The following is a 23,496-nucleotide window of genomic DNA, read 5'->3' on the forward strand; positions in this document are numbered from 1 at the left end:
AGAGACGTTCCATGACCAAGACCATGAAGACGGCGTGGCGGGCGGCGGTGGCCGCCGCCGCGGCGCTGCTGGCCGGCACCGCCCTGTCGGCCTCCGCCCTGGCGGCCGACGCTCCGTCCGTCATCCGCCTGGGCGGGCAGGGGGCCGGCTTCGGCAAGCCCTATGGCACCGGCATCATCGGCACGCTGCAGGCCAAGGGCTTCCTCGAGGACGAGTTCAAGGCCGACGGCATCAGGATCGAATGGACCTTCTTCACCGGCACCGGCCCGGCCATCAACGAGGCCATCGCCAACAAGCTGCTGGACTTCGCCAATTACGGCGGCTTGCCCAACATCGTCGGGCGGGCCGGCGGGCTGAAGACCAGGATCGTCGCCTCCTACGGCGTCGGCACCATCTATGTGGCGGCGCGCAAGGGGCTGCCCATCGCCTCCATCAAGGATCTGAAGGGGCGCCGGGTGGCGGTGGCCAAGGGCACCATCAACCACCTGTCCATGAACCGGCTGCTGACCGACAACGGGCTGACGGAAAAGGATCTCCAGATCGTCCACCTGACCGCGCCGGACCAGTTGGCGGCGCTGTCGTCGGGCGACGTGGACGCGGCATTCGGGTCGATCAATTTTCTGGGCCTGCGCGACAAGGGCATCGTCGATATCGTCGCCGACACCAAGGGGCCGCCCCAGCCGGCCAGCTTCTTCGGCGCCCTGACGGTGCATGAGGATTTCGCCGCCGCGTACCCCGATCACACCCGCCGCGTGGTCAAGGCGTTCGTCAAGGCCGCCCACTGGTCCTCGCTGGAGGAGAACCGCGAGGCGCTGATCGATCTGTGGTCATTGTCCGGCTCCCCCCGCGCCGCACTGGCCGAGGATCTGGCGGGGCAGGATCTGGCCCAGCGCAACAACCCGCGCATCGACGGCTTCTACCGCGCCCAGTACGTGAACGCCGTGGCCTTCGCCCAGGAAAACCGGCTGATCCGCGCGCCCATCGACCTGGACGCCTGGATCGACCCCAGCTTCCTCGATGCCGCCCTGAAGGAGCTGAAGCTGGACTCCGTCTGGCCCGAGCGCGGTGACGACGGCAAGCCGAAATCATGATCCTGCGCCTGCCGTCCGGGGAGACCCGCATCCTCGCCGCCATCATGGTCATCATCCTGTTCGTGATGATGGGCATGGGCATGGTGATCCCGGTGCTGTCGCTCTACGCCGATTCCTTCGGCGTCGGCGCGGCGCTGATCGGGCTGGTGACCACCGCCTTCGGCATCGCCCGGCTGGTGGTCAACCTGCCGGCGGGGATGCTGGCCGACCGTTTCGGACGGCGGTTCCTGCTGTGGGGCGGGCCGCTGATCCTGGCCGGCGCCTCGGTCGGCGCGGCGCTGGCCGGCGATTTCGTGGCGCTGGTGACGTGGCGGTTCCTCCAGGGCGTCGGCTCGGGCCTCTACATGACCGGCTCCATGATCGTGGTGGCCGATCTCAGCACCGCCGCCAACCGCGGGCGGCGCATGGCGGCGTACCAGTCGGCGTTGCTGACCGGGGCCGGGCTGGGGCCGGCGGCGGGGGGGCTGCTGGCCTCGTGGTGGGGGTATGCGGCGCCGTTCTGGGGCTTTGCCGTGGTGTCGGGGCTGGCCGGGCTGGTGGCGCTGGCCTTCCTGCCGGAAACCCGGCCCGTCACGCCCCCGGCACCGCCTGTGACCGGAAAGAGCGGCGGCGATGTGGCCCCGTTGATCCGCGACGGGCGGTTCGTGCGGGTGGCGCTGGTCACCTTCGGCATCTTCTTCACCCGCACCGCCGCCCAGTGGCAGTTGATCCCCCTGGTGGCCGCCTGGCGGTTCGGCATGGACCCGGCCCACATCGGCACGGCGCTGGCGCTGTCGGCGCTGGCCCATCTGGCGATCATCCCGCTGGCCGGGTGGCTGGTGGACCGGTATTCGCCGCGGCTCCTCATCTCCCTGTCCGCGGCGGCGGTGGCGCTGTCGCTGGCGGTGCTGGGCATGACGGATTCGGCGTGGCTGTTCTGGGCGGCGCTGGTGCTGCTGGGGCTGTCGCTGGGGCTGGGCGGGCCGGCGGCGTCGGCCTTTGCCGCGTCGTGCGCCCCGGCGGGCCGCACCGGCGCCACGATGGGGCTGCTGCGCACGGTGGGCGACGCCGGGTTCGTCGCCGGGCCGATGGTGGTCGGCGTGGTGATGGACATCGGCCACACCGGCCCCGGCGCCGGGCTGATGCTCAACGCCGCCCTGATGGCCGCCGCCGCCGCGGCCTTCGTCTCCCTTCCTTCTCCTCCCCCCTCATCGTCCCTGACAGAAGAGGCCGTGTTGCCATGAGCGTCCGTTCCACCCTCGTCTCCCTGCTGTCCGCCGCGGTCGTGGCCGCCGGCCTGACCGCCCCCGCCGCCACCCCCGCCGTTGCGGAAGAAGCCCCCGCCGCCGTCCGTTTCGGGTCGGTGGGCTTCGGCTCCGGCCAGCCCTACGGCACCGGGCTGATCGGCGTGGCCCAGGTCAAGGGCTTCGTCGAGGATGAATTCAAGGGCACGCCGACCAAGGTGGAGTGGACCTATTTCCACGCCACCGGCCCCGCCATCAACGAGGCGCTGGCCAACCGTCAGGTGGATTTCGGCGTCTACGGCGGCCTGCCCAACATCATCGGCAAGGCCGGCGGCCTGCCCACCCGCATCGTGCTGGCCGGCGGCCCGACCCGGGTGTTCGCCGTGGCCCGCGCCGACCAGCCCATCGCCGATCTGAAGGATCTGAAGGGCCGCCGCATCGCGGTGCAAAAGGCGACCATCATCCATTTCGTCCTGCTGCGCGCGCTGGAAGCCAACGGGCTGACGGAAAAGGACGTGACGCTGGTGGACCTGAAGAACGCCGACCAGCTGGCCGCACTGACCGCCGGCAGCGTCGATGCGGCGTTCGGGGCCAGTTTCCTGCTGCCGCTCCGCGACAAGGGGGTGGTGAAGGTGATCTACAGCACCCGCCAGGGCCCGTCCTCGGCCCAGACCTTCAGCGGCGTGCTGGTCCACAACGACTTCGCCAGGCAGTACCCGGAAGCCACCGCCAAGGTGGTCCGCGGCTTCGTCCGCGCCGCCCACTGGGCCTCGTTCGAGGAGAACCGGGAGGAGGCGGTGGCGGTGTGGTCCAAGTCCGGCATCCCCTCTGCGGTCCTGAAGGAGGATTACGACGGCGAGCCGCTGAGGAGCCAGTTCAACATCCTGATCGACGACTACACCCGCGCGCGCTTTGCCGACGGCATCGCGTTCGCCAGGCAGCAGAAGCTGATCCGCACCGAGATCGACCTCGATGCGTGGTTCGACCCGTCCTATCTGGCGGCGGCGCTGAAGGATCTGAAGCTTGAGGATTTCTGGCCCCGCCGCGCCGCGGACGGCACCCCGCGGTCCTGAACCCTGCCTGAGACAGAGGAGAAACACCCATGGTTCTTCCCACGCGGGTGACGGAATCGTCCCACGCGCTGACGCTCACCGCCGACGTGCTGGTGATCGGCGGCGGGCCGGCGGGATGCTGGGCGGCGCTGTCCGCCCGCGCTGCCGGGGCCAGCGTCGTGCTGGTGGAAAAGGGGTACGTGGGCACCAGCGGCGCCACCGCCCCCGCCAACACCACGCTGTTCTACACAGTGCCCGGCGACACGTTCCAGAACGACGCCATGCTGGACGACCGCATGGGCACCGCCCAGGGTTTCGCCGTGCGCAGCCATGTGCGGCGGGTCTATGACGAGACCACGGTTCAGATCGAACTGATGACCCGCTGGGGTTACCCCTGGCCGCGGAACGAGGAGGGCAAGGCGTTCTGCGGCAACCTGCGCGGTCCCGATTACATGGTGTTCCTGCGCAACCGCCTGCTGGCCGAGGGCGTGCGTGTCCTCGACCACAGCCCGGCGCTGGAGTTGCTGGGAGCGGGCGGCGTGGTCGCCGGGGCCGCCGGCATCCGGCGGCGGACGGGGGAGACGTGGGCGGTGCGGGCCGGTGCCGTGGTGATCGCCACCGGCGGCACCGCGTTCCGTTCCGGCACCGTCGGCACCCACAACCTGACCGGCGACGGCTATCTGTTCGCGGCGGAAGCCGGGGCGGGCTTCTCGGGCATGGAGTTTTCCGGCCAGTACGCCCTGGCCCCGCTGGAAGGCGGGCTGACCAAGGGCATCATCTATTTCAGCGGCAGCTTTTCCGACGGCGCCGGCCAGCCGGTTCCCCGCAACGAGGTGGCCGCGGCGCTGGCCGCCGGGCGCCAAGTCTATGCCGTGCTGGACAAGGCGGGGCCCTATCTCCAGGACGGCTACCGCCTGGGCCAGCCGAACATCTTCGTCTATTTCCAGCGGCTGGGCGGCAACCCCTTCACCGACCGCTACCCGGTCAAGCTGATGTACGAGGGCACGGTGCGTGCCGCCGGCGGGCTGGCGGTGAACGATGTGTGCGCCACCGGCGTGCCGGGGCTGTACGCCGTGGGCGACGCCACCACCCGCGAGATCCTGACCGGCACAGCCATGAGCGGCGGCGGGCCGGCGGTGGCGTGGTGCATCGCGTCCGGCACCTGGGCCGGGCGTGACGCCGCCGCCTTCGCCGCCGGACTGGGGGACAAGGCGCCCACCCGTGTGTTCGCGGGGCTGGGGCAGGCGGGCCTGCGCCCGCGGGTGGCCAAACCGTCCGTCGATGCGGCCACGGTCACCGCGGCGGTGCAGGCGGAAATCGTGCCGCCGGCCAAGAGCTTCCGGCGCAGCGCCCAAGCGCTGGCCCACACCGCGGGCGTGCTCGACGGGCTGTGGGCGGCGGTGCGCGACGGGCTGGCGCTGGACAGCGCCTACCCCACCCCCGACGCCCACGCCCGTGCCGTCATCCGTGCGCGCGAGGCGGCGGCGCTGGTGGCCACCGGGCGGTGGATCACCGCGGCGGCGCAGGCGCGCACGGAAACCCGCGGCCTGCACCGCCGGTCGGATTTCCCCGCCCGCGACCCGTCGCAGCACCATCACATCCTGACCGGCGGCCTGGACACCCTGTGGGTCCGCACCGCCCCCGCGCACGAGGAGGCCGTGGCCGCATGATCGAACTGGTTCTGGATGACCGCTGCATCGGCTGCGGATCGTGCGTCGATGCCTGCCCCGACGATGTGTTCGACGCATCCGCCGACGGCCCGCCGGTGGTGGCGCGCCAGGAGGATTGCCAGACCTGCTATCTGTGCGAACTCTTCTGTGCGGTGGACGCGCTCTACGTCTCCCCCCGCGTCACCCCCGACGCCACGGTGGACGCCGCGGCGCTGGAGGCGGCGGGGCTTCTGGGCGGCTACCGCCGCACGCTGGGCTGGGCGCGTGGCCGTCCCGGCGGCACGGACCGCGACCTGTCGTACCGCATGCACGAAGCCTTCCCCGAGCCCTTGGGCACGGCGTGGAAGCGGTCGGGCCTCTGACGTTACGTCCGCGTGATGGACACGCCGCCATCGACCACCAGCGCCGTGCCCGTCACGAAGCTCGACGCGTCGGAGGCGAGGTAGAGGGCCGAGCGGGCGATCTCCGCCGGGGAGGCCAGGCGCTTCAGGGCGTGGATGCCCTCCACGAAGCGCCGGGCCTCCGGCGTGGATGCCGCCGCCCGGCCCATGGGGGTGTCGGTGCCGCCGGGCAGCAGGGCGTTGGCCCGGATGCCGCGGGGGCCGTATTCCGCCGCGATCACCGTCATCAGCCCGATCACCCCCGCCTTGGCCGCGGCATAGGCCCCCATGCCGGGAAAGCCCACCGTGTGCCCGACGAAGGTGGAGGTGAAGATCAGCGACCCGCCGCCACGGGCCAACAGGGCCGGGATCTGGTGCCTGGCGCCCAGGAAGGCGCCGGTCAGGTTGACGTCCAGCACCGCCCGCCAGTCTTCCACCGCGATGTCCGGCACCGGGGCGGCGGGGCCCAGGATGCCGGCGTTGTTGAAGGCGACGTCCAACCCGCCGAACCGGCTGACCGCCGCCTCCACCGCGGCGGCGGCGGTGGATTCCTCGGCCACGTCGCCGGCCACGGCCACGGCGGTGCCGCCCGCCGCCGTGATCGCGTCCACCAGCCGGTCCAGTTCGGCCCGGCGGCGGGCCACCGCCACCACCGCCGCCCCTTCCCGCGCGAAGAGTTTCGCCGCCTCATAGCCGATGCCGGAACTGGCCCCGGTGACGATGGCGGTCTTTCCGTCGAGCTGTCCCATCCGATCCCTCCCGTTTTCAGGTTTGGCTGTGGGGACAGCCTGCCGGGGAGAGGGCGGGGGAAACACCCGTTTCTTGCGCTTTTTCGTTGCCGACGGCGGGGCCGGAGGGGTCACGCCGACGGCACATGCACCCCGCGCAGCACCCGCAGGGGTTCCGCGGTTTCGGCCAGCCGGGCCGGCGCCCCCCGCCCGGTGCGCAACGCCGACAGACGGAACAGGGTGAAGCGGCAATGGGCCGTGTCCTCCCCCACCGCTGCCGGGGCGGACGCGGGTGACAGGGGCCAGGGGGCCGGCGCCACGCCCGGCGCTCCCAGGGCCGCGGCGGGAAGCGTCACCCCCGCCGCCCGCCCGCTGCCGCCGTCCAGCCGGCGCAGCAGGGTTTCCACGGCCATCGGCGGCACCGACAGGGTGGAATCCGCCACGAACAGCACATCGGCCTTGGCCTTGCGCGCCACGGCCAGCGCCTCGTCGGCGGTGCCGGCGGGCAGGGGGAACACGCGGTCCTCCAGGCCGGGGATGGCCGGGGTGCCGCCCGGCACCGCCACCGCCACCACCCGGCGGCCCAGCCGTTCCAGCCCGTGGGCCTCGTCCACCAGGGCGGCCAGGGCCACGGGATCCGCGGTGCCGGTCAGGGCCAGCGCCACCCGCCGCACCGCCGCCTCGGCGCCCGGACGGCGGAACACCAGGCCGATGGTGACGGTCCCGCGGTCCGGCGGCAGCGTGTCCAGGTCGACCGGGGCCAGGGCGGGCGGCGGTTCCAGCCCGGCGGCCTGCGCCGCGGCGGCCAGGGCCGCGGCCCGTGCCGCCGCATCGCCGCGGGGCAGGGTGAGGGTGACCGCCAGCCGCCCGCCGGGGCGCAGGATCCGCGCCACCTCCTCCAGGGCCGGGGCGGGGTCGGTGCCCAGGCTGAACACCTGCTCCGCCGAGGCATCGGGGATGCCGTCCAGCAGCGTCACCGGGTCACCGGCCAGGGGGAGATGGTGGTAGGCGCTGTGGGGGTGCAGGGCGGCTAGCGCCCCCGCGGTTTCCGCAGCGCTCGCCGACAGGTCCAGCACCCGGCTGCACGGCCCCAGCCGGCTCTGCCACAGGGCGAACGGCAGCTCCCACCCCCGTTCCGCCGTCAGCCGGCGGCCCCGGGTCACGGCGGCGAATTCGGGGTAGGCGGCGTGGGCGCCGTGGGCCGCGGCGGCGGCGGGAACCGCGGGCAGGGGGGCGGACCCCGCCCGGTCCGCCTGCCGCCCCAGCCGCAGCGCCGCGTCCCGCGCCGCGTCCAGCGGTGATGCGCCGGGGGCCGGGGCCAGGGTGATGTCGGCGGGTTCCCCCGGCGGGCACAGGGTCACCGCCGCGGCGCCATAGAGGGCGGCCAGGGCCGCGCCGATGTCCTCGGTTCCCGGCGGGCAGGCCACCCGCCGCCGCCCGCCCCACGGGGCCGGCGGGTGGGTGGCCGGCGGGAAGCGGGCCAGGAATTCGGCGGCGGTGCGGCAGGCCACCACCGCGTTCATCAGCGCCACGTTGGCGGCGTAACGGGGGTTGGCGGTCCTGTGCTCGCCGTTGGCGGCGGTGCCGCCCGACAGCGGGTGGTACAGGTGATGGAGCACGCGGGACGTGCCGGTCACGGCACTGCGGCCCAGGAGCCGCGCCTTGGCGTACCACGCGTTGTCCTCGCCCCCCCAGCCGCGGAAGCCCCCGATCATCCCGCCGTAGCGCTGGACGAAGGCGGTGCGGGCCAGGATGGCGCTGCCGATGTCGCCCTTGCGGCTGCGGAACACGCGGGTGGGGGTGCAGCCGTCCGGCACCGCCCGTCCGGCGGCCACGGCGGCGCTGTCCTCCTCGGACAGGTAGCGGACCTCGGCCCAGGGCAGCAGGCAATCCAGGTTCAGCCGCCGGCATTCGGCCACCGCATCCTCGATGAATCCATCGGGAACCAGAACGTCCCCGTCCAGCCACAACAGGTGGCTGGTGTCGGCAAAGGCGGTGCCGGCGTTCATGGCGCGGGTCCTGATGAACTCGGGGGCCGGGATGAAGACGTGCACGTCGGCCAGCGCCGGGGCGATGCCGGACAGGTGCTCCTGCGGCCCCATCTCCACCACCACCGTGCGGGTCACGCCGCGGCAGGACTTCAGCCGCTCCAGGGTGGTCTTCAGCAGCCCCACCCGTTCGGCGCCGCCGATGGGGACGATCACCGTGCAGCCCGCGGGCCGGGTGTCCGCCGGCACCGGCAGCGGGGCCGGCGGGGCGGCGGCGGGGGCGGGCCGGGGCGGGACGGTGGGCGCCCCCGGCGGGCGCAGGCGGGGTCCGGCGGCGGGGCGGGCGTGGACCATGCCCCGCTCCACCGCCGGCAGCCACACATCGTTCCACTGGGTGGTGAAATCCCAATGGCGCTCCATCCAGCGGCGGTTGGCCCGGCCCTGTTCCTCCAGTGCCGCGGCGCCGCGTTCGATCAGGCCGGTCAGCACCGTTTCCAGATCGTCCAGCCCCGCCCGTTCGAAGGGCAGCGGCCCCTCGGCCCCGGCGCAGCGGCGGAACAGGTCGGCGATGGCCGGGCGGATGCCGACGCCGTTCACCACCACGCATCCCGCCGCCAGCCCCTCCAGGCTGTTGCGGTGGTAGCTGCCGGTCACGCATTCGTCGATGACGATGTGGGCGCGCCGCTTCATGGCCAGTGCCTGGGCGTGGCTGACCTGCCCGTCGCGGATCACCTGAAGGTCCAGGTCGTAACGGCGGGCCAGCGCGTCCAGAACCCGCAGGGTGGTGGCATAGCCCTTGCCGTGCCAATAGAGCCGGTGCCCCTCCGGGTAGCGTTCGTGCTTGCCGGAGGGAGTGTAGGCGATGGTGATGCGCGGCCCCTTGGGGCCGGGGCTGTAGTCCTCTTCCCACAGCGGCACGGGGTTGGGAACCGGGGTCCAGCCGGCGAATTCCGGCAGCGTGCCCTGGTACTGCGCCACCACCAGGCCGGGATAGCCGGCGGTCACCATGGCCGGGTCCACGTTCCACATGTAATTGTGGGCCAGGGTGACCAGCCCCTTGCCGGCCAGCAGCGGGCGGTGCTGCGGGTCGATGCGCCCGTTGTGCAGGATCACCGCGTCGGCCTCGGCCAGATGGCGGCGGGCCGCCTCCGGGTTGCGGGTCCATTCCACGTCGCCGGTGAAGGCCACGCCGTTGCCATAGGACGCCGTGGCCCACACCGTGCGCGCCCCATGGCCGGTGCCGTGGGCGATACAGCGGGCCAGCACCGGCGGCACCCCGGCCACCGGGGTGGTGGCGTAGGACACGATCTTCAGCCCCGGCGCGGCCACCGGCACCGGCGGGGCGGCGGCGAAATCCTCCACCGACTGCCGCGGCAGGCTGGTCAGCCGGCTGGTGGGGCTGAGGTTCACCAGCTCCACCCCCATCCGGCGGCAGGCGTCGGCCAGGGCGCCGTATTCACGGTCGATGGCGGCCAGCTCGCGGGCCAGCGGGTGGGTGCCGGTGGCGGCGAAGAAGTGGTTGGGCGTGAAATCCACCCCGATCAGCCCGATCCGCCGCGCCCCCATCAGCAGCGCCAGACACACCGCCACATAGGGCGAATTGCGGGTGTAGGGCAGGGTGTCCGCGCCGCCGACGTCGGTCCCGCCCCGCGTGCCCAGCCTGAACCGCACCACGGTGCACCCCGGCAGCGGCAGGTCCAGGTGGGTGAAGACGGCCTTGGCCCGGGTCTGCTGCACATGGGCGAACCGCCCGGCGGCGAATTCCGCCGGGGTGTTCAACACCACCAGATAATCGGGGTGGAACAGCCGCCCGATGTCGTTGACGCCGATGGTCACGAACCGGCCCGGCGGCCCCAGCAGCCGCACCGATTCCCCGCAGCCGCACACGACCACGCTCTGCCCGGCGTGACGGCCGCGGAACGCGGCCAGGGGGGCGGAAGGGGCGGCCCCCCCGTCGATGACCCGCAAGGGGGGATTCGTCTGCTGCGGCGGCATGGCCGGTGTCTCCGTAACGCCAAGAGAAAGGGGGATCAGGCGGGTGGGGGTTGGTCAGGGGCTGCGCCCCTCCTTCTGCAATTCCTCGCGGATGCCCTGGATCAGGTCGGCGGCGCGGATCACCGGGGGGCTGCGCTCCACCGCCAGCAGGCTGGCATGGCGCAGGACGTTGACGATGGCGCCGCCGGCCAGCTCGTAGCGGTCGGCCAGCGCCTGGAAATCCACCGCCGGGTCCAGGGTGAAGGCATCGTTGCGGAAGATGTCCTGCCACAGCCGCAGCCGGGCCGCGGCGTCGGGCAGCGGGAACAGGATGGATGACTGGAACCGGCGGGCGAACGCCTCGTCCATGTGGCCGCGGTGGTTGGTGGCCAGGATGACGGTTCCGGGGAAATCCTCCACACGCTGGAGCAGATAGGCGGTCTGCTGGTTGGCGGAGCGGTCGTTGGACGAGCGGGATTCGGTGCGCTTGCCGAACAGGGATTCCGCCTCGTCGAAGAACAGGATCCAGTTGCGGTGCTGCGCCTGGTCGAACAGGGCGCCCAGGTTCTTTTCCGTCTCGCCGATCCATTTGGACACGATGCGCGACAGGTCCACGCGGTAGACCGGGATGCCGTGCCGCTTGCCCAGCAGGCTGGCGGTCAGCGTCTTGCCGGTGCCGGGCGGGCCGTAGAACAGGCAGCGGTAGCCGGGCTTCAGCCGCCGGGCGAGATTCCACCCGTTCATCAGCGTGTCGCCGTGGCGCATCCAGCCATCCAGCATCGCCACCTGCCGGCGGGTGGCCGGTTCCAGCACCAGATCGTCCCAGTCCAGCGGGGTGGTGATCCGCTGGGCGGGAAAACCGGGGCCGGGGGGCGGGTCGTTCTCCTCCCCCGTCAGCAGCCGTTCCAGCCACGCCGGCGACGGGCGCAGCACCGCCGACAGCGCCGGCTCGTCGGAATGGCGCAGGTCCAGGTGCAGCACCCCGCGTGCCATCAGCGGGTGGGTGGGGCTGAGCAGGTGGCGGTGGGCCAGACGCCGCCCCTGGCTGTAGCCGCCCAGCAGGAACAGCGCGGTTTCCGCCGTGGGCAGGAAGCCGGCGTGGGCCTGCCCCGTCACCCCGCCGAACTGGGTGAAGCGCTGGCCGGTGGCCTTGTTGTGCAGCAGGAAGGGGTCCAGATGGTCGGGCGCCAGATGGGGGGCCAGCGCCAGGACCAGCACCAGCCGTTCCCCGTCCCCCAGCGTCAGGCTGCGCAACCCCTGGGAATAGGGGGTGCCGTCATCGCCGAGCGTCGGCGGCGGCGGCAGGGCGCCGTCCGCCGTCTCAGGCGTGAAGCGCAGGTCGATCACCTGCCGCAACCACGCCAGATCCCGTTCGACCGCGTCGCCGTTGGCCGTGTGGGCGGGGTGGGCCGCGGCCTTTTTCCGGCGGGGGGATTTACCAGGTGACATGCAGCGGCCCTTCCATCCAGCGGTGGTAGACGACGGCGACGCTCCACGGCATGCGGTCGAACAGCACGTCCACCGTCTTGCGCTGGACGGTCAGCGTCCATTGGTCGCCGGTGAACTCCAGCCGCCCTTCGCGCTGGACGAAGGTCTCCTGCAGCCCGGCGGGGGAGGTGTTGCTGATGATGGGCCAGTTGCCGATCACCGCCCGCAGCAGCCCGTCGCACAGCGTCCGGTCGTCGTCGGTCATGGGGGCCGCGGCGGCGATGGGGGTGACCAGCGGCAGGCCGCACAGGAGCTTGTTCAGGACCAGCGCCGGTTCGGGCGCGCCGCAGCGCCCGTCCGCCAGATACTGCAGCCGGTGGACGGCGCGCGACGCCGCCTCCGCACCCGTGATCCGCGGGGTGCCGTCATCGCCGGGGGTCAGCACCCCCAGGCGGTCGAACAGCATGGGCAGGAAGGGGGTGAACAGCACCAGCCCGGCGTTGGCCACATGGATCGTCTCGCCGGGGGCGGGCTTGCCGCCATCCTTGGACCGCCAGCGCCAGCCGGGCGGCTTGGGGGCTGCGGGCGGGCCGGACGGCGGCACCGCGGGGGTCACGGGATGGGGCGCGGGGTGAGGCTGGAGGGCGGCCGCCAGCCCGCCGTCCCCCGCCTCCCGCGCCAGGAAGCGGGCGCGGGCCAGCACGGTGGCGGCGGTGGCGGCATCCCCGGCGGTCAGGGCGGCGGCCACCCCGGCGACAAGCGCGTGGGCGGTGCGGTGCCCCGGCGCCACGGCGTGCAGCCGCGCCAGCAGGACGGCCCACACCAGGGCGGCGGGCGTCCCGCCTCCCCGCCGGTGGGCCGGGGCCGCCTGCTGCCACGCCGCCGTCAGCACCGCCGCCGCCTCGGTCAGAAAGGCGGCGAGCCCCGGTTCCAGCCGGTGCAGCAGCCGCCCGAGGATCTCGGCGGGAAGGTGGGCGGCCCAGCGCGCCCGCACCGTCTCCCGCCCCAGCCCGCGGGCAAGGGCGGTGTCCAGGCCGGAGCCCCCGGCGTCCAGCAGGGCGGCCAGGGCCCGCACAACGGCGCCGTCCAGCGGAACGGGGAGGTCGATGTCCCCCGCCAGCCACGCCAGCAGCCGGGCGTCGGGAATGGCGGCGGGCGGGGCCGGTTCCGGCGGCGGTGGATCGGCGGCGGCCGGGTCCGCCGGGGGTGGGGCCACCGCACCGGCGGCGTCCGGCGCCTGTCCGGCCATCAGGGCGGCGACGGCGGCCAGCAGCCTCTCGTCGTCGGTGCCTGTGCCATCGGTACCGGCCAGCGGCCCGGCGGGGGCGAGCGCCTGGGGGGCCAGCCGGCGCAGCAGCAGCAGCCCCCGTTCCCGCCCCAGCGCCGCCAGTGCGCGGCGCAGACGGGCGATGCGCTGCCCGGTGTCGGGGGTGTGGAACAGGGCCAGAATTCCTGTCAGCCCCTGATCGGGCAGGGCGGTCACCGCCCGCGCCACGGCTTCGGCCCCCATGCCGTCGGCGCCGGCCCACCAGGGGGCGGCCCCATGGTCCAGCCAATGGCGCACCGCCGCCTGACGGTCCAGCCGCCAGCCGGGCGGCGGGGCGCCGCCGAGGTCCAGGGCATCGCCGCACAGCAGGGCCGTCAGCACCAGCCGCCACGCCGCCGCCCCGTCGTCGGCGTGGCGGACCCAGCGGGACGCTTCCTCCGTCCGTTCGGGGTCGAGCAGGGTGGCCACGTCCTCGGGCACCAGCCGGGCCAGCAGCCGGTCGAGCCGCGCGCTCCAGGCGGCGGACGGGATGGTGGTGTCCGCCACCAGCCGGCGCAGCAGGAACGTCAATTCCCCCGGTTCCTGGACCAGCAGCAGGGCGAGCGTGGCGCCGTCCGCCTCGGGCCGCCCGTCGCGCAGGAAGCGCTCGGCCCGTTCCAGCAGGGTGGCGGCGGGCGGGACCGGCAGGGCCGGCAGATCGGGGAGCAGGGGATCGTCCGCCGCCCCGTTCCCGCCTCTCTCCCCGGCACCGGTCCGCCGCAGCAGGGCCGCCAGCCCGGCGGCGTCCTGGCCGGCGTGGGCGGCCAGATCGTCCACCAGGCCCGCCACGAAGCCCGGGCGGCTGGCGATGGCGCCCGACGGTGCCCGTGCGGCCCGGCGCAGGGCCATGGTCCACGCCAGATCGGCGAAGGCCGCCTCGGTCATGGGCAGCAGCCGGACAGCCCGGTGCCGCCGCACCAGTGCCGCCAGCACACCGCCCAGCCACCGCGCGTCGGCGGGAAGCGTGCGGGCCAGCAGCGCCCGCCGCCGTTCCCGCCCCATCCCCCGCACCAGCCGCAGGGCCGCCGGCCCGTCCCCGTCCAGCGCGCCGGTGTCGTCCGCGGCCTCCGCCCTGCCGCCGGGGGTGAGCGGGACGCCCTCGTCCTGCGCCAGTTCGGCGACCAGACCGGGCAGGCCGAAGGCGGCGGGCCGGCGCCCGGCGGTGCGCGCCAGCGACCGCAGCAGCAGCGCCAGCATCCGGCGGTACGGGGTGTGTTCCGCCGCCGCCACCCCTTCCAGCACGGCGCGCAGCCAGCTTCGCCGGTTGAACTGTGATCCGGGGTCGCGCAGCAGGTGGGCGACGGTCAGCAGGCGGGCCAGCGCTTCGAACCCCTCGGGCGACAGCAGGGCCAGCGCCTCCGTCCGGTGGGCCAGCACCAGCCCGGCCAGATAATCCAGGATCAGCGCCGCCTGTTCCGGCTCCAGCCGCCGAATCAGGGCGGCGAAGCGGGCCGGTGTCAACCGGTGCAGCAGGGTGCCGAGGACCGCCGGGCTGCTGGCGTGGCGGCGCAGCAGGGCCACCAGTTCCCCGTCGTCGCCGGGTGTGGCCGGCACCCGGAGCGGGGCGGCACCGGGGTGCGGCAGCGCCTCTTCCTCGGCCAGCAGATCCCGCAGCACCCCCGGCAGGGACGATGTGAGCGGCAGGCGGCGCCCGGCGCTTTCCAGCGTCCGCCGCAGCAGCGTCAGCAGGGCGGGGTACGCCACCCCCTCCCGCTCGGCGGCGCCGGCCAGCAGCGCCTGGAGGAAGCTGCGGCGGTTGAACTGCGACCCGGCCTCCCGCAGCAGGTAATCCAGCGTGACCAGCCAGAACAGCCGCTCCACCGCCGGTTCCGGCAGCGGCAGCAGCGGTCCGGCGCGGTGGATCACCACCAGATCGGCCAGACAGGCCAGGATCTCCGCCGCGTCCGCCGGGGCCAGGGCGGCCAGCAGCCGGCGCAGGCCGTCGCCGCCCATCTGCTGCACCAGCCGTTCCAGCACCGCCGGTTCCCGTCCGCGGCGGCGGATCAGGCCCGCCAGGGCCGCCGGCTGTTCCGCCGCCAGCCGGTTCAGCAGTACCGGCGGCGGCAGCGCATCCCCCCTGGCCCAGAACGGATAGACGCCACCGGTCAGGTAGGTGTCGGCCAGATCCAGCCGCGCGGCGGCGGAATCCAGCGCGGCGGCCCCGGCGCCGGGGGCGTGCAGGGCGCGCGGCACCGCGTCGGCCAGCGCCTCGGTCAAGGCGCGTTCGAAGACGGCCAGCGCCTCCCCCTCCAGCCCGTCGGCGGGGATGGTGCCCAGGTCCAGGTCCAGCCGGTCCAGCCGCACATGCATCCCCGGCGGCGCCATGCGGTCCAGCACCCGCTCCAGCACCCGCGGCAGGTGGCGGGCGGCCAGTTCCTCCACCCGCGGGCGCAGGAACAGCGCCTGATCCAGATCGGTCAGGGTCACGTCCAGGCTCAGCCGGCGGATATGGTGGGTGCGGCCGTCCATGGGGCGCCCTCGGGTCAGAACAGGTCTTTGCCTTCGTAGTCCATCTTCGTCCGTTTGCTGCGGTCCTCGTAGATGTCGGCTAGAGGCGTGACGTCGGCCTGATCCATCGTATCGGTCTTGAAATCGACCCCTTCGAATTGGCCGTCATCGACGACGAGGGTGTCGTATTCATCCTCGCTTTCCGCCTCGCTCTCATAGGCGTCGTCGTTCTTCAGCTTCTTCCGGTGGGCGTTGTTGAGTTTTTCGAAGCCGGCGGCATCGTCCGACCCCGTATAAGGATTGAGAAAGTTGTAATTTTTCGTGCCAAGGTAGGGAACCGATTCGGCCCGGCAGTTCTCGTGATCCTCCCCGCACGCTTCGTTGGTCGATGTGACGTAATTGACCTTGTAACCATCAAGGTCGTACTCATCCGATCCGGTGTTGAGCTTGTTTATATGGCGCACGGCACGCATGACGGCCTCGCTGTGGCTGCGCTTCTTGAAGCCGCCGACCTTTGTCCGAACCTTTTCATCGCTGAGGGTCAGTTTGCTCTTTCCCATCCCCATGCTGCGGGCAAGGACATAGAGCACCTTCCGTGTCTTCCCCCGCCCCTTGACGAACTTCACCTGCACGAAGTTGCGCGATCCCCCTTCGGCGAACTGAATGCGGCGCAGGAAACGGGCCTTGCTGGAGTTGATGGGAATGCGCTGGTGCAGAACACCGCCGATGGTTTCGTTGTGGGTTTCCCCGTCGGTGGATGTCGGGGGGCTCTTCATCCGCTGGATGATGCCGCGGGCCGCGAAGCGGGGGGCCGTGGGCCGGCCGGCGGGGCCGTCGGCCCGGCGCTGGATGGGTTTCGTCTGTACCGCCTGTCCCCCCAGCATGGTGGCTTCCGCCTCCAACACCGGGTCAGCGTTGACGGGGATGCCCTTCATCTGGGTGGTGACGGGCACGCGGCCCTGCATCTGCTGCACCACATGGCCGAGTTCGTGGGGGAGGTGGCCCTCCTGGCCGGGGGCAACATGGATTTCGGTGCCTTGGGTGATGGCGTGGGCCTTGAACTGGGCCGGGCGGGACGATCCGTAATGCACCCGCACGCTGTCCAGCCCCACCCCGGTCCGTGTCTCCATTCCCGTCTTCAGCGCATCGGGCAGGCCGGTGCGGTTGGGCTGCCGCTGGACCGGGGACGCCAGGGTGTCGGACAGGGCCTGCAGGCCCGCGCTCCGAGGTGCCGCGTCCAGCTTGGCGGCCAATTGGGTCAGACGGGCCTGCATCGGCCCGGCGGCTGCGGCCGGCGGCACCCGGTGGCCGGTGCCGGTTTTTCCTGCGGGCCGCTGTTCCATGGTATGGCTGGGCATGGCGGGTTCTTACCTTGATCCAGGGGGAGGGCCTTCGGGGGCGGGTTCGTCGGGGGTGCCTGTCCGGCAGGCGTCGAGGAAATGTTCAAGCCGGGCGCTGGCCAGCGCCCGCCGTTCCGGGTCGCCATCGGCCAGCGCCCAGACCCAGTCGGCGTGCAGGTGGCGGAAACGGTGCATCCGCCCGCCGTCCAGGAACAGGCAATCGACGGCGATGTGGGCGGGGGTGTTGCGGCGGATCACCGCCTCTGCCTGGGTGCGCCACACGGGGTCCGCGGCCTCGCGGTGGGACGCACCCACCACCGCGTCGATGCGGAAGCCGTAGCCGCTGCCGCCGGCGCCGGTGATGGCGGCGGCAGAGCGCAGCAGCGTGCGCTCGACGATGGTCAGGTGCCGCCGGTGTGGCCCGGTGCGGTGATGATGGCTGTGCAGCAGCCGGCGGATGGCTTCCAGTGCCGGCACCGGGCCGCGGTATTCCCCGATCACCCACCAGCGCCCGTCGGTGCCGAAACAGACCACCACCACCACGTCCCGCTGGGCATGAAACCCCATCCGGTAGCGGGCGGGATCGCCCAGGGCCGACAGCAGCGGCGCCGCCACCCGGTGGCCCTCCAGCGGGGGGGACGCGGTGGTGCCGGGCGGCGGCAGGTCGTCGAGCATCCGCTCCACCCCCATGAACTGCTCCCGGACGGTGTTCTGGAGGGCGTCGTCCAGGGGCTGGCCCCAGGTGGCGTCGGCCTGGCTGTCCACCTGAACGGCGCCGGTTCCATGGGCCTGGCCGTAGGTCTGCGCCGCCGGCCCGTGGGCGGCATCGACCAGATCCAGTTCGATCCGGCAGCGGATCTCCATGCCCGCCGACCCGCCGAAGCGCAAGGGGCGGCGGTAGTCGAAGCCCCGCCCGCGGTCGCGGGTGGCCGGCACCATGCGCACCAGCAGTTCCCGCTGCGCCCGCACCAGCACCGGCGGCGGCTGGACGCCGGCACGGGCGCGCATGGTGTGCGGCGGCTCCAGCCGCTGGGCGTACAGGGACAGCAGCAGCGACAGCACCCGCGATTTCCGTGTGCGCACCGGATCGGTGGAGCGCACGATCGCCGTCATCCCCTGGTCATAGGTGGGCGCCATCAGCGCCGTCCCGTCGGGCACGATGCCGGCCAGCGACTGCCAGACATAGGTCGTGGCCCCGCCGGTGCGCGGCGAATAGAGGTCGCGCAGAAAGGAAAGCTGGCTGAAGTAATCGGCCATGAGCTGGTCGAAGGGCATCAGATAGCCCTTGAACTGCCGGGCCTGCGCCTTGCGCGGCACGCTGGACCCCGCCGGCACGCCGGCGGCGTTGATGCCGTAGACATCGGGAAACTGGTTCTGCACCGAGGTGTAGGAGGCCAGATCCACCCGCCGCCCCTCGGGCGGCTTGTAATGGCTGCGGTATTCGGCGGGCAGGTCGTAGGTCTTGCGGTGCGTCCGCCACATCCGCCGCAGCAGCCGCATGACCCGGCCATCGTCGATGGTGCAGCGGGCCGTCCCCTTGTACAGGACCATGGTGCCGCCCGTCACCGCCGCCTGCGTGTCCAGCGACAGCAGGCTGTCGGGGGGCACGGCGATGGTGTCACCACTGGTGTAGGTGGTGTCCTGCCCGTCCACGCGCAGGGTCAGATCCTCCACCAGCAGCACGCCGGGCAGGGCGGCGGTGATATCCACCAGATCGGACACGGCGATGGTGGCGGGATAGGGGCGGAGCTGGGTGTCGCCGATGAAGCCGCGCAGCATCAGCGGCCCGTCGAAGATCTCGGCGGTGCTCTTTCCCGCCGCCGTCTGGGCGGCCAGGGGCGTGCGCCTGGGCTCCGGCGCCAGGTGCAGGGCAAGGGCGAACAGCACCTCGGCCATCACCTGATCGGGATCGGCGCTGCTCTCGATCAGCACGCGGGCGCCGGCCCAGGTCCGCACCAGGGTCAGGACGGTGACGGTGCCCACGTCCTCGCACAGGGACCGGTGGCCGTTGTAGCAGGCCAGCAGCCGTTCCACCGCCCGTCCCACCCGGCGGCGGTCGGTGCATTCGGTGGAACCGCTGCCGGCGGTGTAGACGCGGAACCGGTACAGCCCGGCCACTCCGCCGCTCTGGTCCGCCGGCAGGGGATCGCACCAGACGTTGAAGATCTCCGGCACCCGGTCCAGCAGCATCCGGCGCAGGTCGTTGCCGGTGACCGGGTCGGTGGGCAGGATGGCGGTGACCGGGTACAGCCCCTGGCGCCACAGCTTGACCCGCCCGGTCCGGGGGGCGGCCAGCAGGTCGGCGGTGGGGTAGAGCGCGCGGTACGACAGCTCGGTCAGGGCGAAGCAGAGCTGCTCCAGCGCCGTCACGCCGGGGTCGGAAAAGTTGTAGTCGGTCCAGATGTCCCCGGAAAGCCGCTGGACCAGCCGGATGCCCTCGGTGCGCAGGACGGCATAGTCCAACCCGGCGTCGGACGGCGGCTTGGTGGACAGGGTGCTGGGGGCGGTGGTGCTCACGATGCGGCCTCCGTGCCGGCCGTCTGCCCGCTGCTCCCTTGGCCGCCGGATACCGTGGCGGGGCGGGGGCGGACGGTGCCGGTGATGGTGTGCTCCACCGCCGAGGTCAGGTAATGGGGCTGTGCACGCGCGTCGCCGGGGTCGTAGGCCAGCGACAGGCTGCGGATGGCGGCCACATAAGGGCGGCGGCGGATGAATTCGGCGATGGCCGGCTCGGTCCAGTAATCGGGCGGGCGCGGCTCCAGGCCGGTGGGCGGCCACGGCGACAGCCATGCGATCAGGTCGCTGTTCATCCGCTCTTCCAGCAGGGACGGGGATTCCACGTTGCGGAAGGTCAGGTCGGCGGTGACGGCGATGCGCACATAGACCGGGTTGTCCACCTGCACCGTCACGAACGGGCTGGTCAGCCGGACCAGCGTCGCCTGCACCTGCCCCAGCAGGGTGGTGCTGACCGTGGGGGCGGTGGAATCGCTGCCTTCCGCGGCATCGGGCCCGGCCACCACCACCACCCGCACGGTGCCCGGCGGCGGCTGTCCCGCCCCGGACCCGGCGGTCAGCACCGCCGCCTGCCACAGCGATGGGAAATCGGCCAGGATGATGCGGTTGTAATCCCAGGCCTGGACGGCGCGGTTCTTGTGGCGCATCCGCTCGCCGATCCACACGTGATAGGCATCGCCCGTGGCCTTGGACCGCCCCACCGACGACGGCGCCGGCTGGGTGATGGTGGCGATGCCGGGCAGGCCGCCGCCGCCGCTCTGTTTGCTGATGGACCCGGCGGGCAGAGGGGTGTCCTGGCTCTCCGCCCCGCCCGGCCCGGTCCACGTGGCGGTCAGCGCGTTGGTGGAGACGTCGGCCAGGAGTGGAAAGGAACCGGCGTCGCTCTGGGTGGCGGCCCGCAGCCAGCACAGCCCGTCCGTCCCGGCCGTCAGGCCGCTGACATCCAGCGACACGATGCCGGAATTCTGCATGCCGTCGGTGCCGTCGGTCACCACCGCCCCGTCGCCGGTCAGGGATGACCAGCCGCCGGCCGTGCTCTGCCACCATTCCACCGGCGGGCGCGTGCTGGTGGTGGTGCTGCCGTCCAGCAGGAACAGCATGGTCAGGATCGCCGTATCGTCCGAGGGCGTGCCGCTCAGCCCGATGTAGAGCGCTCCCTCGTTCTCGACCGGGGCCAGCAGCGGCACCGTGCCCCCCTCGGCCCATGCCGGCGCCGATGACCCGTCGAAGGGCAGCAGCAGGGAATAGACCGACCCGCCGCCGCTGTCCGCCGCAACGGGCAGGGCGGCCTGGGCCTGATAATCCACCGACACCGCCGACAGCGACGGCACCCACGGCTGGTTGGGGTAGTATAGGGTGGCGGTGCCCGACCCGCCGCCCGAGCTTCCGCCACCCGAGCTTCCGCTGCCGGCGTCCCCCCCGCCCGTGCTGTTGTACCCGTCGATGCAGGATTGCAGCTTGCCCGCATGATACTGGGTGAGGCTGGATTGGGCCGTCATCACCGCCGCCCCCATCACCGGGCGGGCCACCGCCTGGGACTGGCCGGCGGTGGCGGCGCGGGCCGACGACACCTGGCCGGCGGCGGCCAGCACCATCCGTGCCTGCTCCAGCCCGTCCGACGCGGTGGCGCCGATGGACCCGGCGTTGGTGGTGATCCAGTTCTGCAAGGTGGCGGTCACCGACGCGGCATCCGGCTGGCCGCTGCCGCGCAGGCGCTGAATCACCGATCCGCCGGTGCCGGTGGTCTGGGACAGGGCGGTGCTCAGGTTGCTCCGCCACGTCGCCGCCGCGTCGGCGGTCAGGGTGGACAGACCGTCGTTGACGGCCTTCAGCGCCACGCCGTTCAGGCCCGACACCGCCTGTTCGGTGGCGTCGGACAGGGAGTCCTCGTAATCCTCGCTGGAGGATTCGGTGTTGGCCTTCAGCACCCCGTCGAGAAGACCGGCGGCGGTGGCCACCTTGGCGCTGCCGGCGCAGCTGCTGGCGCAGGTCTCGGCAGCCGCGGCGGCAGCCGCCGCGGCGGGCATCTCGCGCAGGGCCGCGGCCATCACATTGCTGGCATACAGGGTGTCGCCGAAGGCATAGGGCGGTTCCGTCAGCGACAGACACAGCGCGCTGTCGGACGGGTCGTACCATGCGGGCGGGGTGGCGGCGGCGACCGGCAACGGGCCGAAGCCGCTGGCCCCCAGCACCGGCGCGTCCGCCGCCGGCACGTCGGACCCGGCCTCGGTACGGAAAAGATAGGTGGTGCCGGTGGCCGCCCCCAAATCCCACCAGCCGGGATTGGCGACGCTGAAGGCGCCCAGGAAAGTCTGGTTGGTGAACAGCGTGCCCGGCGGCACCGCCGTCCCGTCGGGGTTGATGACGTACCCCTGGTAATAGCCCTGGAACCCGGTGCTGGTCTGGGGCAGCCCGTACCACGTCAGCGTGACCGACAGGGCGGTGACCTGCTTGACGAACAGTTCCGGCGCGGTGATGGCCAGGGTGCCGTTCTGCACCGCGGGGGAGCCGAATGGGGCGAAGGGCGTTGTGCTGTCGGGCGCCGCCGCCGGCACCGGTCCGGTGGGGGTGGACAGGGTGACGCTGGTGAAACCGGTGACCGACACCGCGGCGGTCAGCCCCGACAGGCTGAGCGGCGCCACCACGCCATAGGGGTTGACCGTCACCGTGGTGGTGCCGTCGCTGACCGTCACCGCTTCCTGCCGGAACACGGCCATGACGGTGGGCAGGCTGCCGGCTGACGCCGGGGTGCCGGCGGGCGACGGCAGGGCATCCGCCGCCGCCGGTGTCGCCGACAGGGCGGTCAGGGCATCGGCCCCGCCGGTCAGGGTGAAGCTCAGGGCATAGGGTTCGTCCTGCCCCTCCTCCTGCTCCGCCGGAGGGGTGACGGTGTAGCCGGGGATCTCCACCCATCCCCCGGCGGTGGAGTAGCAAAGGGTGAAGCAGCCCTGCAGCACCTGGGCCAGGGCGTCGGTGGTGCTGATGCCTCCCGCCGCCGTGGCGATGGCCGACAGCCGGGCGTTGACCGTATCGGTCAGGCTGGCGGCGGCGATGGTCAGGGTCAGCGTCACCGTGCGCTCGCCGCCGGTCAGCAGCAGCGCGGGGCTGGACACCGCGAAGCCCAGGGTGGCGTCGGTGCTGACCAGCGACCCGTCGGTGCCGGCCTGGTCGGCGCCGAACACCGGAAAGGCCGATGCGATGGCCGGGGGCTTGGACGACAGGACGGCGGTGCCGGTGAACACCCCCGACGGTGCCTCCGGGTTCGATTGCGGGTCCGATGCGGCCGTGCCGTCCACGATCACCGTGCCGTCGGCCACCCGCAGGGTGCGCAGGGCGCTGACGGCCAGGGTCTGGACGTCCAGCGGCTGGCCGGTGGTGTAGGTGATCTCCTGCCCATCGGCATCGGTGCCGGCTGAAAAGCGGGTGCCCGCAGGCACGGCCGCGGGGATGGCGGCGGCGGTGTCGGCGGCGGCGGTCAGGGTCAGATAGACGCGTCCCGGCACGGCATCCCGGTTGGTCTGCCCAATAACCGTGTTGTGGTAGAACAGCACCAGCCGCCCGGCGAAGCTGTTGACCGTCCGCTGGGCATGGCGGAACAGGGTGCAGAACGCGATGTAGAGGCCCGCCTGCGGCGCGTGGGTGCCGGATTTCAGCGTTTCATCCAGCGCCCGCCGGGCTTCGGCGCTGAGATGCAGCAGGCTGCCCAGCAGGGTTTCCACCAGATCCTCCAGCAGCGGCAGCAGCCGGGCGAACCAGTCGCCGTTCAGCGCCGCCAGCCCCATGGCCCGCCCCGCCGCCGGCTGCAGGCCCCAGTGGGACGCCAGATGCGCCCGGTCCAGCCGCAGCCCCAGATGGGGCGGGGTGGCGGCGGTGTGCCCGGCCACCGGCAGCAGCCGGGGGGCGATGTCCTGGCGGATCTCCCGCCGGATCAGACGGGCCAGATCGTTGCCGGCATTTTCAAGGCTGAGGTGGCTGTGGTCCAGGATGCGCAGCAGCCGCGCCGTCACCGCCAGCACCCGCCGCAGCCGGTCCAGGCGGCGCTGCTGCTGCCCCGCCCCGCCGATGGCCGTCATGTCCCGCCGCAGCTCCATTTCCAACGCCGGCAGGTCCAGGGTGATCAGGGTGGCCAGGGCGATGGTCGGGTCGCTGATGAAGAACACCGACCAGTCCCCGTCCGGCCTGTCGTTCAGGCCGTAGAACACGATCAGCCGCCCGTATTCGGCGGAAAAGGCCAGAAGATCGGCAAGGCTCCGCCCATCCGCCGGGGCCTGCGCCGGGTCGGGGGCGTCGGCCATGCGGTCGATCTGGCTTGCAGCACCGTTCAGGATCGGCGTCGCGGTCATCTCCATCGGTG

General features: G+C 72.7%; 12 protein-coding genes. 5 read left to right on the top strand and 7 right to left on the bottom strand.

From position 1 onward, the window contains the following. Positions 1 to 11 precede the first annotated feature (11 nt). The 5 genes from M2352_RS17805 to M2352_RS17825 are packed head-to-tail and all read left to right on the top strand — an operon-like array spanning position 12 to position 5,398. A complete protein-coding gene (locus M2352_RS17805) occupies positions 12 to 1,091 on the top strand; it encodes an ABC transporter substrate-binding protein (RefSeq protein ID WP_264665847.1) in 1,080 nt (359 codons plus the stop codon). Next, positions 1,088 to 2,314 carry an MFS transporter gene (locus M2352_RS17810; protein WP_264665848.1) on the top strand — a complete coding sequence of 409 codons (1,227 nt, stop codon included), beginning with the start codon at positions 1,088 to 1,090 and terminating at the stop codon, positions 2,312 to 2,314. The genes M2352_RS17805 and M2352_RS17810 overlap by 4 nt, the downstream gene beginning before the upstream one ends. Further along, complete coding sequence (locus M2352_RS17815) at positions 2,311 to 3,387, top strand: ABC transporter substrate-binding protein (RefSeq protein WP_264665849.1); 1,077 nt, start codon at positions 2,311 to 2,313, stop codon at positions 3,385 to 3,387. The genes M2352_RS17810 and M2352_RS17815 overlap by 4 nt, the downstream gene beginning before the upstream one ends. A gap of 29 nt (positions 3,388 to 3,416) precedes the next feature. Beyond that, on the top strand, positions 3,417 to 5,036 hold the full coding sequence (locus M2352_RS17820) for an FAD-binding protein (RefSeq protein ID WP_264665850.1): 1,620 nt from the start codon (positions 3,417 to 3,419) through the stop codon (positions 5,034 to 5,036). Beyond that, positions 5,033 to 5,398, top strand: a complete 366-nt coding sequence (locus M2352_RS17825; protein ID WP_264665851.1) for a 4Fe-4S dicluster domain-containing protein — start codon at positions 5,033 to 5,035, stop codon at positions 5,396 to 5,398. The genes M2352_RS17820 and M2352_RS17825 overlap by 4 nt, the downstream gene beginning before the upstream one ends. A gap of 2 nt (positions 5,399 to 5,400) precedes the next feature. On the opposite strand, the gene M2352_RS17830 is transcribed toward M2352_RS17825, so the two are convergent. The 7 genes from M2352_RS17830 to M2352_RS17860 form a co-directional block, all read right to left on the bottom strand. Further along, positions 5,401 to 6,165 (bottom strand): SDR family oxidoreductase, encoded by a 765-nt coding sequence (locus M2352_RS17830; protein ID WP_264665852.1) that lies wholly within the window; start codon positions 6,163 to 6,165, stop codon positions 5,401 to 5,403. 110 nt (positions 6,166 to 6,275) lie between these two features. Then, the gene (locus M2352_RS17835; RefSeq protein WP_264665853.1) at positions 6,276 to 10,127 is read right to left on the bottom strand and encodes a hypothetical protein; all 3,852 of its coding nucleotides are present in this window, start codon (positions 10,125 to 10,127) and stop codon (positions 6,276 to 6,278) included. 54 nt (positions 10,128 to 10,181) lie between these two features. Further along, positions 10,182 to 11,555 carry an ATP-binding protein gene (locus M2352_RS17840; protein ID WP_264665854.1) on the bottom strand — a complete coding sequence of 458 codons (1,374 nt, stop codon included), beginning with the start codon at positions 11,553 to 11,555 and terminating at the stop codon, positions 10,182 to 10,184. Beyond that, positions 11,542 to 15,309 carry a contractile injection system tape measure protein gene (locus tag M2352_RS17845; RefSeq protein WP_264665855.1) on the bottom strand — a complete coding sequence of 1,256 codons (3,768 nt, stop codon included), beginning with the start codon at positions 15,307 to 15,309 and terminating at the stop codon, positions 11,542 to 11,544. Before M2352_RS17845 ends, M2352_RS17840 begins: the two co-directional genes overlap by 14 nt. 14 nt (positions 15,310 to 15,323) lie before the next feature. Beyond that, positions 15,324 to 16,646, bottom strand: a complete 1,323-nt coding sequence (locus M2352_RS17850) for an eCIS core domain-containing protein (RefSeq protein WP_264665856.1) — start codon at positions 16,644 to 16,646, stop codon at positions 15,324 to 15,326. Between the two features lie 9 nt (positions 16,647 to 16,655). Next, positions 16,656 to 19,145, bottom strand: coding sequence for a hypothetical protein (locus M2352_RS17855; protein WP_264665857.1), 2,490 nt, complete (start codon positions 19,143 to 19,145; stop codon positions 16,656 to 16,658). Next, positions 19,142 to 23,485, bottom strand: a complete 4,344-nt coding sequence (locus M2352_RS17860; RefSeq protein ID WP_264665858.1) for a hypothetical protein — start codon at positions 23,483 to 23,485, stop codon at positions 19,142 to 19,144. The genes M2352_RS17855 and M2352_RS17860 overlap by 4 nt, the downstream gene beginning before the upstream one ends. Positions 23,486 to 23,496: the final 11 nt, after the last annotated feature.

The sequence above is a fragment of the Azospirillum fermentarium genome, from assembly GCF_025961205.1.
GTDB classification, from domain to species: Bacteria; Pseudomonadota; Alphaproteobacteria; order Azospirillales; family Azospirillaceae; genus Azospirillum; species Azospirillum fermentarium.